Origin of the sequence: Mesorhizobium sp. M1C.F.Ca.ET.210.01.1.1 (genome assembly GCF_004791585.1) — a bacterium.
Taxonomy (GTDB): Bacteria; Pseudomonadota; Alphaproteobacteria; order Rhizobiales; family Rhizobiaceae; genus Mesorhizobium.
Genome location: NZ_SRUU01000042.1, coordinates 25860 through 37388 on the forward strand (window position 1 = coordinate 25860; position 11529 = coordinate 37388).

An 11529-nucleotide genomic window follows, 5' to 3' on the forward strand; every position below is an offset into this window, starting at 1 on the left:
CATCATAGCTGGCGACATATCAGCACCTATTACTTGGCGCTTAATGTGAATTGACTTAATGCTTGTGCACACCGCGATTCTTCTTAAAGCTCATACAGACGCGTTTGGCGGCAGCAAGGAATTTGTCCATCTGCTCTGTGGTGCCAATGCTGACGCGAATACAGTTCTTCAAATCTACGTCAGGAAAGCTGGCGATGAGGATCGCCTGCTCTTTCAACGCGGCTTGCCAGCATGAGCCCTCCTGTCCCGCCGGCACACGGGCCAGCAAAAAGTTTGCGTGGGAGGGTGTTACGGAAAAGCCAAGTTGCAACAGCGCCAGGGTCACTCGCTGTCGTTCATGCTTGATGTGCCTGTGGTTCTCTTCGTAGGCGTGGCGATGCGCAAGAATGCTTTTCCCGACCGCCTGCCCGATCACGTTCATGTTGAAGACATTCTGGATGTTGCGCAGCCTGCCAATGATTTCTGGGTGACCGAAACCGAAGCCGACTCGCACGCCAGCAGCAGCATAGCTCTTTGAAAAAGTCCTCAAGATCAAAAGATTCGGATGTCTATTGACGAGGCGCAGGGCATTGTCGGGTGCGAAGTCAACGTAGGCCTCATCCAAGACGACCAAGCGATCTGCTTGCTCCACAAGGCGTTCGATTTCGGCCACCGGCACGAATGTTCCGGTCGGATTGTTCGGATTAGCCAACAGAATGAACTTCGCGTCTTTTGCGGGGCCGGACAGCAGTTTTTCTATCGGCAGGGGATGAGCTTCGCTCGATGCGATTTCGAGAAACTCGGCACCCTGCAACATGGCAAGTTTACGGTTGAACGAAAATCCGGGCGACAGCATCGCCACTCTATCTCCTGGGGCGAGGAAAGCTCTGTAGATGAGTCCGAGCAGCTCCGACGAACCGTTGCCGGCAATCACCTGATCTTTGGAAAATCCGTAAGCATCGGAGGCAGCTGCCCTTAAGCTGAGATTGTCGTCTTCCGGATAAAGATACTGGTGTTCGATCGCAGCAATTGCACTTTGCATTACGCTCTTCGGCAACGGAAACGGGTTCTCGTTCGTATTTAGCTTAACGCAATTTGCATCCGTCGCTGGTCCGTTGGACGAGAGAGCATCTAATTTGCTGGCCACCGGCGAAAAAAGCGAAAGCACGGTCTTCAGTTTTGCATCGCACATGTTCTTCTCCGTTTTTCAGTCCCGCAGGGCATGTGACATGAGGCAATAGTTGATCGTGACTTGATCGACGTTCGGCTATATCAGCGCTGCCTTCCCACCCTGGTGGGGATCGCCGACCACGGTTTGGATTTGACACCGGCAAGCTGTCGAGAACCTGATGACGACCCAACGTGTGGCCGACGGCCGATTCGGCGCAACAGACGGTGTTTCAACATCGCATCGTCCTCAAAGCCGCATGCAGGGCCTGCACGACAGCCCGTCTCCAGCGCCCGCAGATAGGTGGAAGCCGAAGTCTTGCCGAACCTCAGTTGCTCTGCCACCTGGCCCACCGGACTGCCCTGTTTATGGGTCAGGCGCAGGATATCTCTGACGCTCGTTCGTCTTGCTTGCTTCCGTCTTGGCATGGGCTCTCTCGGTTTGCTGATGAGAGAGCCAAATACCGGCTCATCTGAGCATGAGACGCAGGCCTGACGATATGGAGCGTCGCTGTGGCGCGCGTAGCCAAGAGGGTTCGCCTCGGTGGCGGGGCATGCAAGACGGCGCACCTCCTTAGCCATCCTGTCCCATCGTCTCAGATCGTGAGGCGCACCTTATAGTCGGTGAGGAGATCTTGCAGGGTCAGGTTACGCCCTAGCGCTTAAGGTTGTTGGTCGCACCGAGCAAGCGCGGGACCTGTCGACGGACAACAGCGGTGCCACTGCCGGCACTAGGTCGTCCAGCATCGCAGTGAACCGCGTACGTAGTATTTTGTCGTAGGCGGCATTCTGGATAGCCGGATACGGGCTCTTCACCCGCTGCACCACCGATTGCGGGATGATGTCGCGAGAAACATTCACGGATTTCGTGAAAAAAGTGTACCCGCCGAAGAGCCCCACTCGCGGGGGCGGTGCAGCACCACCTCGGTGTCACTGCTCGTGTTCATGCGATGGACTAGGCCGGCCAGCTGTTGACGCAGCTCGCGGTAGTTGTAAGTCTCACCCGTGTAGACGAGCACCAAGTCAGGTCGGCCATCCTCCTGGAGCATCCTCGGCTGACGGCCGCCCTGGATATCGATGATTGCCAGGCGGTGGTGTCCCAGCGCCGCAGGCCCGCCGATCCAAGTCCCCTCGTCGTCCGGACCGTGGTTCGCTATGGTGGCCGTCATATCGGCAAGCTCCCTTCGCGCATCGGGACCTCCGAGGTCTCGATTGAAGTCGATCCATTCACAGATGCCGCACAGGTTATGTCGCCGCATTTGGGGCGAAGCAGATATAAGGCCAGTGGGAAACCATCGAGGCAAAGTGACGGATCTAGCCCAGCTACGATCCGCATCCGACATTGTCGGACATCGGACAGCACCGCGATTCGCTGCATAGGAAGCCTGGAGTCGCGATTTCCCTTGGGGGAATCAGCGCATGAAAGGAGAGCTGGGTCGTGTCTGCCGAAATGAGAAATTGCTCCCCCTTATTGCCTCACCGAGGAATGTTACCCAGCGCGATAGACGGACATGCCCTACCTCCCCCCGTTGCAGCTGAGGGAGATAGGGGCCAGCTCTTCATTCAACCCTCATGGAGGATGATCAGCCCAGCCATTTCCATGCGCCGGCCTTCACAAGCCGTGCACCATTCAGGTTCTTTTCCTTGAAGCGCGACGATCCTTGTCAGACGTCGCAACACTTGCTGCCGAGAGCACGAGCTCTTCCTCGAGCATGCCTTGATCTGCGCCTCGAACGGCTCGCACATGCTGGGTTTCAACGACTTCGCAGAGGTTGATATTCTGCAGTGACTTCGTCTCGCTGCTGCACGGCATTGACGCTGGGAGCCATGCTCGCGTGGCGCAATTGTGCTGAAGCCGGTGCCCACGGCAACGTTTCTTAACCCGCCCCAGATCCTGGCGTTTGGCTATTTCCGACATTCGTGTCCGGCTTCGGACAAAGGCCGGGTTTGCCGAACGGAGTCGCACCCAATTTCCAGTGCTGCTTGAGCAATAATATCGACCGGCATTACTGCACAACACGAAAGTTGCTGCAAAAACCGAAGTGAACCCAAGGCATCGGGTCAATTGGCATGGCGCTTGCGACTCGGTCGATAGAACGCAGTCAAAATCACGGTTGCAGACCATGCCTACCTCTCAAAGCTCGATAAAGCACGCGAGCGAAATTCCCCGTCTCCGCGGAAGCTCGTCGCCTTTAAACGTGCCTGCTCGGGGGCGGTCTTGCACAAGACCGGTCCGAGGCAACCACGCCAAGGCGCGAGGCTGCCGGAACTGTCGACCGAAGTCGATGCCGCTTCAGTTTAACCGAAAAATGCACCGTACCACTTTGGCCTGGGAGCAAATCAATGACCGACAGAAAGAACGTTCCTCTCGTGACCTTTCGCACGCGTGTTCGCGATGAGTCGATCGGGGGGCCAAATCCTTATCGGTGGGAGAACAAGACCTCCGACGATTATTTCGGGGGCAAGCGCGTCATCCTGTTCTCGCTGCCTGGCGCCTTCACCCCGACCTGCTCGACCTTCCAACTGCCCGATTTCGAAAAACTCTATGATCAATTTCTGGAACTGCGAATTGACGCGATCTACTGCGTCTCGGTCAACGATGCTTTCGTCATGAATGCGTGGGGAAAGTCCTTGGGGCTGCAGAAGATCGAGCTGATCCCAGACGGGTCGGGCGAGTTCACGCGCAAAATGGGCATGCTGGTCGCGAAGGACAATCTGGGCTTTGGCATGCGCTCCTGGCGATACGCCGCTCTGATCGACGATGGCGTGGTGGAGCAGTGGTTCGAGGAGGAAGGCTTCTGTGACAACTGCGAGACGGACCCCTATGGCGTTTCATCCCCGCAAAACGTTCTCGACAAACTGAAGGCGGCGGCATGACCCAGAAGTGGCAAGTCTCACACAACCCAAGCACACACTAGAGCATCCTCGGCAGATTACGGTTCAACATGCATCTCTCAGCAAGCCTGCTTCAACGCCAGAAGCAACGTATGGTCTTATCGCCTCAAGCCATTGAAGCTATTCGCTTGCTGCGATTGACGCATACTGAACTCCATCAGCTCGTGCAGCAGGCACTCGAGAGGAACCCCGTTTTGAAGCCTGACCCGTTTGACGACGATTCGCCGCTGTCAGGGGTGGATCAGCGGAGCAGTCAAAGCAGAAGCGAAATCGGCGAATCGCCCATTGGCGGGCCGTCTGGCGGGCGCGGGCAATGGAAGTCGCAACGCAGTAGCGGCAACGATCGACCTGCCGTCGAGGAGTTTACCGCCCACACCGAAACATTGCACGACCATGTCGCCCGCCAGGTCGCCCTCACCCCGTTCACCCCCCAGGAGCGGCTGATTGCCGGACAGCTCGCCGCCCATCTGGAGGACACTGGCTATCTTCAGGTAAACCTTTTCGATCTGGCCAGGAGGTTAAACGTTCGGCAAGCTGATGTGGAACGGGTCATCGGAATCTTGCAGCAATTTGATCCGCCGGGGATTTTTGCGCGAACTCTCAGCGAATGCCTGGAGATTCAGCTGCGCCAGCAAGACCGGTTCGACCCGGCTATGGCAGCTTTGGTCGCCAATCTCGAGATGCTTGCACGGGGGGATTTTCAGGGATTGAAGCAGCGTTGCGGAGTCGACGAGGAGGATCTCCTCGACATGAGGAACGAAATCCGCGCGCTCGATCCCAAGCCTGGAGACCGGTTCCAGTCCGGGACGCCGGAAACCATCGTACCGGACGTCTGGGTAATGCCCAAGTCCGAAGGTGGATGGCGGGTGGAGCTTGATCCGGCCACGCTGCCCAAAGTGTTGATCAACCACACCTATGTCGCCGAAATCTCGCAGCTGACCAATCAAAATCCGGAAGGCAAAGCGTTTCTCGACCATTGCCAGGAAAAAGGGAACTGGCTGATCAGCTGCCTCGAGCAGCGCGCTAAGACGATCCTTAAGGTTGCGACCGAAATCGTGCGCCAGCAGGATGCCTTTTTTACACACGGCGTCGCCCATCTGCGGCCTCTCTGTCTCAAAAATGTCGCTGACGGGATCAAAATGCACCAGTCGACGGTAAGCCGGGTGGCTTCGAACAGGTACATGTTAACTCCGCGCGGGGTGTTCGAGCTGAAGTATTTTTTCACAGCGACAATCGCATCCTGCGAGGGCGGCGACGCGCACTCCGCCAAATCTGTCCGCCATCGGATCAAGGCAATCATCGCCGAAGAATCGCTCGACAAGGTACTTTCCGACGAAGACATCGTTGCTCAGCTCAAGCAGACCGGCATCAATGTCGCTCGCCGTACCGTCACCAAATATCGCGAGGCGATGAACATCCCTTCCTCCATACTACGGCGCCGCGATAAGCGTTTGTCCGCAGCTGCGATCAAGCGAAGTGACTAACCGGCATTCCTGGTCGGCGAGAGGCGACTCTCAACTTCCTCCGGGCCGAAGCAGCTTTCGAAGTCCTGGCATTCCCGACAACTGGGTGCAGTGCATGACGAAAAGCCTTCGGCCTCACACAGCTTGCGGTAAAAGTACTTTTTCCATTTCATGTTTTCTGTGTTGCCTGCCGCCAGCGCGGGAAAATGTCTGGCAAGCAGGCGGCTGAGCTCAGCGCGATTTGAGAGGCCAAGATCCCGCCAAAGATGGTCCGTGCGCATCGCACGCCGGGCGATGATCTTGGCCAAGCGGCCGCTCGCCGGGTCGGCCGGCGCAGCATGCGCTAGCAGCAGCCGGCGTAGCAGCTCCTCTTCCAGTTCCGGCTCGGGCTCGCTCAACTCCTCCAAAGCGAATACGCTGCTGGAGGTAGACGGGAAAGTTGCGGCCAAGACATCACGCAATTCGACAGACGAAAGGCCTGTCCCCTCCGTCGCCAACACCTCGCCCGCCTGGACCTCCTCAAGCGAACGTGAATGTACGCAGGGCAGCACATGCTGATCGAAGCTCCTCCCTAGCTCGGACCCACGCCATTGCGCGCTGGATAGGCAGCCATCATCGTAACGGCCGGCTTCAGCTTCCGGCATGACAAAGCGCCTTGTTGACCGCAGGGATGATCTTGTCGCCCCAGAGCTCGATCTGGCGCAGCATCGTCTTTTGGTCGAAGTCGCCCAATTGAGTCTGAACTGCGATCTGGTCCGGTTTCAAGATATCGATCTCTTCCAGCAGGCGATCAATCACGCGATTTACGCTGCCAATCGGCAAATTTTTGCGCATGGTCTCGAAGGACAGATCCTGCTGGGTCGGTGTCTCCTGCAGCAGGTAGCCATCGTGGCTCTGTTGGCGGCGCTGATGCAGGGCTTCAGAAAGCCGGCGCTGGAAGCGGGCATTGTCGAGATAGCTGTTGATCTCCAACTCGTCGTGGCTGGCATAGCAGCAGCGCAGCAGCGATATCTTGACGTCGGTGACGTTCTTTTCCTCGGATGCCGCCGCCCTCTCGACTGATTCACGCAGTGTGGTCAAAGTCTCTAAGCCGTCGTGGAAGGCTGTGACAAAAAAATTGTGCCCCTCGCGGTAGGCCCGAGCCATCCGTGCGGCTCCGCCAGCGATCCAGATAGGCGGCGTCGGCTGCTGGACTGTGCGGACCGAAATCGCTGTTGGGGGGATCTTCTCATACTGGCCGTCGTGTTCGAAGACGTTTTGGTTGAGGCCCTTGAGAATGATGTCCAGGTATTCCGAAAAGACGGCCGGCGCCTCATCGATGTCCACGCCGAACCGTTCGAACTCGAACTGCTGGTATCCCAAGCCTACGCCGAGCTCGAGACGGCCGTTCGCAACGATGTCGGCGAAGCCGATCTCGGACAGCAGGCGCTGCGGTTGGTAAAGCGGCAGCACGCAGACGGCAGTGCCCAGGCGAATCGTGCTTGTCAAGCCGGCGCAGTGCGCCACCATCATCAGCGGGGATGGTATGAGGCTGTAATTGTTGAAGTGGTGCTCAGCAAACCACGCGGTGTTGAACCCAGCCTGCTCCGAAGCGACGGCCTGTTCGATGGAGTTGCGGATGACGCTTTCTGAGGATTGGTGATAGCCACGCTGGGCGGCCAGAATGAAAGTGGCAAATTCCATGATTTCTCCTCGTTATAGACACGTCAGCCGACCGGGAATGTGCTCGGCATGCACATGCTTGGATCTCAAGCACCTCAGGTGCGTCGTGGAGCCGAGGCTTCATAATGCTCGGCCGGTCGCCCTGCGAAGGCCTGGCAATTAACCTGCGGCCTCCGCAAAACATTCGTCATAGAGTTCGCTGGCGTTTCCCGCATCACCGAACGAGGTCCAGCCGCCGTCCACGTAGAGGATCGAGCCGTTGATGTATGAGGCGTCAGACGAAGCAAGGAAGAACGATGCATCTGCGACGTCTTCTGGCCGTCCCATCCTGCCCATGGGGATGCGTCGTCCGATTGCTGTCAGGTCGATGCGGCCGGCTTTGGCCAACTGAGCAAGTGCGGGCGTGCGGATGTGGCCAGGAGCGACGGTGGCTGTCCGAATTCCGACCGGCCCGAGTTCGGCCGCCATGCAACGGGTCAGCATATCCATCCCCGCCTTGGAGGCGCCGTAGGCATGGCGCGGCGCGAACGGCAGAAAGCTGTCGATCGACCCGAGATTGAGGATCACGCCGCCCGGGCGCATAGCCTTGATCGCTTCGCGCGCGCAGGTGAAGGCGCCGGTAAGGTTGACATCCAGGACGTGTTCGAGCTGTTTCGACAGTTGCTCGATCGCAGGCACAATCCTGTCGGCGGTATCAGCACTATTGACCAGAACATCGATATACCCGAAGCGTCCCCTCAGTTCTTCGAACATCGACACCACATCGCTCTCGACGGCCACGTCCAGCGATTTCGCCAGATGCTTGCCGGGGAGCGATGTAGCCAGCTCTGCCGCTGCAGTGCCATCTTTATCAGCAATCACGACGGTGTCGCCGTTCGCGGCAAAGCGGCGAGCGACGGCCGCGCCAATGCTTTTTGCGCCACCGGTGACGAGCACGATTCGCGCATCTGTGCATTCGGCCGGACAGGAGAGCTCGGCTTGGAGCGCACCATCCACCGGCGGGTGAGCATCCCCCGGCTGGTTGAATGACATCCAGCCTCCGTCGACTGCCAGCACCGAGCCGGTGATGTAGCGCGCCTGCGTGCTGCTCAGAAAACGCACGACCCTGGCGATCTCGTCGGGGCGAGCCAAGCGCCCCATCGGCACGCGGCGGCGTATCGCCGCGAGGTCCATTTTGCCAGCGCGTGCCAGTTCTGTGACCATTGGGGTGCGGACGGAGCCCGGCGCCACCGCCGTGACGCGGATTCCTCGCATAGCCCACTCGCATGCAAGGGACTTTGTCAACGAGATCACGCCAGCTTTCGAGGCTGCGTAGGCGTTGCGCCTGGGATTGCCGACCACGCCCGCCATCGAAGCCACATTGACGATCGCACCGCCCGGCTTCATGCGCCGCGCCGCTTCCCGGGCCATAACGAATGGCCCAATAAGGTTCACTGTCACGCCGCGTCGGAAGGTATCGACAGCGGTGTCGATGATCCTATCCATCGTGGGTCCAACCGCCGCATTGTTGATGAGGACATCGATTTGCGCGAACCGTGCTTCGACCTGGCCGAAAAGTGAGAGCATGTCCTTCTCTCGCGACACATCGCACTCCAGACCGACGTGCGGCGACCCGAGATCCCGAGCCAGTTCAACCACACCACTGCCCGGAAGGTCCACCGCAACTACAGTGTCTCCGTCCGCGGCAAGGATATCGACCAGGGCACGGCCGATCCCGCCCGCAGCGCCTGTGATGATTACGGTGCGTGCTGCCAGTTTCACGAGAGCTTCTCCACGATGACCGCTTGTGATCTCAGCCCATCAACCTTGGGCGGAATGAAGGGCCGAGCCAAATCGTTGCAGTGACCGCCAGTTGCGGCCCCACACAGATGTCGTTCCCGTAGGGCGCTCATCCTCCATTTCTACCCACTTATGCAGCTCCCAGTTGGGGACCCTCGACGCCATCTTGGTCGGTGGGGATGTGACCCTTGAGCAACTGGTAGATGGGATCGTCTGGATGTTGTGCTCCAATCGGCTGTCGCCGGCCGAACCTATCTGCCTCAAGAATCGCTGGCGGGATTTGCTCCTCAACCCAATCGTAGACGACTGTCCGTTCCGCAATTCGCCACTCGTCCTGCCTCTTCTGAAACAGATCGCAGTAACGGCCGCAAAGCAGCGTCTGACGTATTTCTTGGTCTGTATCCGGTCCGCGTTGCAGCGCGGTGAAATAGCTCTCGACCGCGGCCTCTGCTGAACTGATGAAGTCGATCAGGCTGTTCGTGATTTGATGGATGTTACGGTGCCCCGGCAGACCGAGAGCAAATTGGATGAAGTCCTCTGCCGGTCCGCAATAGGGACCGTGCCTGTCATACGCTTCGGGCCAGTATGCGCTACGCAGCGCCGCCTCATCGGCGCGGTCTATCCCGCGGCAGTACCGATACAGGCAGTTGCGGATCGCCTCTCGGTCACGCAGTTCGGTAATTTTCGCGTGGTCGACAGGGTCTGTCGCGAATTGTATGATTGTTTTATCCTTCCCGATGCCAGTCTGCACTTTGCGTGTGTCTCTCTCTACAACTGAGTTAGCGGGGGGCTCGTCAACTTCCAGAGCTTGTTCGGGGCAGGCTCGTACCCCTTTTGAGGCAAGCAGTTGCTCCCCATCGGCAACATCAATATCACCGGGCAAGATGTAGCCGGCGTCATCAAGCTTGAAGACTCTCGGCGCCCGCGCCCAGCAGCGCGCATGACCCTGGCATCTGGCTTTATGTACGACGACACGCATAGCGAACTCCAATGTCGTTGGCTGAAACTTCAGGACCAGTCCAGGATCAGATTCTCGATCCCGAACACATGGCCGCCGAAGGTGATAGGTTCAGTCCCTGTCTTGATCCGAAAGGCTGGGATGCGCGCCAGCCACTCCTCCAGGCCAATGACAATCTCCCGCCGGGCAAGGTGTGAGCCAAGACAACGATGGGGACCATAGCCAAAGGCAGCGTGCCGGTTGTCCTCGCGCGCCAGATCGATCTCATTCGGGCATTCGAATTCCGCCGGGTCACGATTGGCAATCATCGTGGCACAGGAAACATAGTCTCCCTTGCGGATCGGCGCGCCTTTGAAGTCGACATCCTTCGTTGCCACTCGGATCATCTGAATGGTCGAATAGGCGCGCAGCAATTCTTCCGCAGCGACGGCAATCCGGTCCGGTTCGCTTCGTAGCAATTCCTGATCTTTGGGGTTGCGCGCGAGATGGGCCAAGTCGAAGCATATGGCTGCTGAGACCGTGTCGAGTCCCGCGACGAACACAAGCACGCCGATGCCACGGACTTCTTCGTCACTGAGCAGACGACCCTCGACCTTTGCCTTCACGATGAAGGTCATGAAATCATCGACCGGCTCCTTGCGGCGCTCGGTGGCAAGTTCGTCGATGAAGGCCACGATCGTCCGGGCTGCGGGTGGTCGTTGCTCCTTATCGCCGTGGAGCAGATCTCTAGCCCAGCCGACAAATGTTTCTAGTCCGTTGTCCGAAAGCCCAATAAAGCGAAGGAAGATATTGACCGCGAACGGAACTGCAAAATCCTTCATGATGTCGCAGCTCGTGCCTGATGCGGCGATCCTGTCGATCAGCTTGATCGCTCGTTCCCGGACAGCCGGCTCCAATGCCATTACCCGCTTTGGCGAAAGCAGCGGATTGAGCAGTGAGCGAAAAACACCGTGGAATGGCGGATCGAGCTCAAGCGGGATCATCGGCCAGCTCTCGCCGAGCACAGAGGCGAAGATGCTGCGATGGCTGGAAAACGTTTCGGTGTCCTGCAGCACCCGGCGCTGGTCGCTCGCGCGAGTGATGACCCAGGTACCCCGACCGTCGCGCGTGTTGCTGGTTGAATAAAAGATCGGAGGCCCGGCATGAACGCAAGCAACCGCTGCATGCGGATCCCCGTTAGCGGTCGGCAACATGCCGGGCGACGTAAACAGGCTGAAGTCCCTCACCATTTCGGGCGGGACATGATCTGGAACCGGCCGCGATTTAACCGCGCCAGAATCGAGAGACCGTTCATGAGATGCTGTCGGCATTTGCATGCAATCGTTGGTGCAAGCTCCGTGCCGAATTCGTCTTTCGATAATCCTTGCCGTTTGCTGGGCAACAGGTGGCGCCTGCGCTGACTTGCTGGTCGGGATTGCAACATTCTTGTCCAGCGTCGGACACAGAATGTAGAAAGCTAGACACCGACTTGGAGCAACTCAACTGGTGGGATCGCTAGCTGTGGAGCCTCAACAGGTTGTCCTCGGTTAGAGCGAGGCGACTGATAGGTGTTTTGGACTTTAGGCTCCCGTGGGGACGGTGCCAATTGTATCTGTGCAGCCAGACCGGCAACTCTGCGGCGCGGTG

The 11529-nt window shown here is 58.4% G+C and carries 9 protein-coding genes and 2 pseudogenes; 2 read left to right on the top strand and 9 right to left on the bottom strand.

The features are described from left to right. Nucleotides 1-55: 55 nt before the first annotated feature. A complete protein-coding gene (hisC, locus tag EN853_RS29945; protein ID WP_126063823.1) occupies nt 56-1171 on the bottom strand; it encodes a histidinol-phosphate transaminase in 1116 nt (371 codons plus the stop codon). An 832-nt stretch (nt 1172-2003) separates the two neighbouring features. Continuing rightward, nucleotides 2004-2315, bottom strand: coding sequence for a hypothetical protein (locus EN853_RS29950; protein WP_206437555.1), 312 nt, complete (start codon nt 2313-2315; stop codon nt 2004-2006). 1174 nt (nt 2316-3489) lie between these two features. On the opposite strand from EN853_RS29950, the gene EN853_RS29955 reads away from it, so the two are divergent. Beyond that, nucleotides 3490-4023: a peroxiredoxin gene (locus EN853_RS29955; RefSeq protein WP_029356553.1), complete on the top strand. Its 534-nt coding sequence runs from the start codon at nt 3490-3492 to the stop codon at nt 4021-4023. Between the two features lie 68 nt (nt 4024-4091). Further along, complete coding sequence (gene rpoN / locus EN853_RS29960; protein ID WP_126063822.1) at nt 4092-5525, top strand: RNA polymerase factor sigma-54; 1434 nt, start codon at nt 4092-4094, stop codon at nt 5523-5525. Here rpoN and EN853_RS29965 read toward each other — a convergent pair. The 7 genes and pseudogenes from EN853_RS29965 to EN853_RS29990 form a co-directional block, all read right to left on the bottom strand. Next, nucleotides 5522-6148, bottom strand: coding sequence for a nitrogen fixation protein NifQ (locus EN853_RS29965; RefSeq protein WP_029356557.1), 627 nt, complete (start codon nt 6146-6148; stop codon nt 5522-5524). The two genes, rpoN and EN853_RS29965, sit on opposite strands and share 4 nt — an antisense overlap. Then, complete coding sequence (locus EN853_RS29970; protein WP_024505249.1) at nt 6135-7187, bottom strand: LLM class flavin-dependent oxidoreductase; 1053 nt, start codon at nt 7185-7187, stop codon at nt 6135-6137. The genes EN853_RS29965 and EN853_RS29970 overlap by 14 nt, the downstream gene beginning before the upstream one ends. A gap of 138 nt (nt 7188-7325) precedes the next feature. Then, nucleotides 7326-8927: an SDR family oxidoreductase gene (locus tag EN853_RS29975; RefSeq protein WP_063169384.1), complete on the bottom strand. Its 1602-nt coding sequence runs from the start codon at nt 8925-8927 to the stop codon at nt 7326-7328. A gap of 148 nt (nt 8928-9075) precedes the next feature. Continuing rightward, nucleotides 9076-9663 carry a nuclear transport factor 2 family protein gene (locus EN853_RS29980; RefSeq protein WP_126083656.1) on the bottom strand — a complete coding sequence of 196 codons (588 nt, stop codon included), beginning with the start codon at nt 9661-9663 and terminating at the stop codon, nt 9076-9078. A gap of 138 nt (nt 9664-9801) precedes the next feature. Continuing rightward, nucleotides 9802-9924 (bottom strand): annotated as a pseudogene (locus EN853_RS34855) (ferredoxin); the annotation flags it as partial. Nucleotides 9925-9953: 29 nt separating this feature from the next. Next, on the bottom strand, nt 9954-11132 hold the full coding sequence (locus EN853_RS29985; protein ID WP_164759124.1) for a cytochrome P450: 1179 nt from the start codon (nt 11130-11132) through the stop codon (nt 9954-9956). A 265-nt stretch (nt 11133-11397) separates the two neighbouring features. Continuing rightward, nucleotides 11398-11529, bottom strand: a pseudogene (locus EN853_RS29990) (IS481 family transposase); the annotation flags it as partial.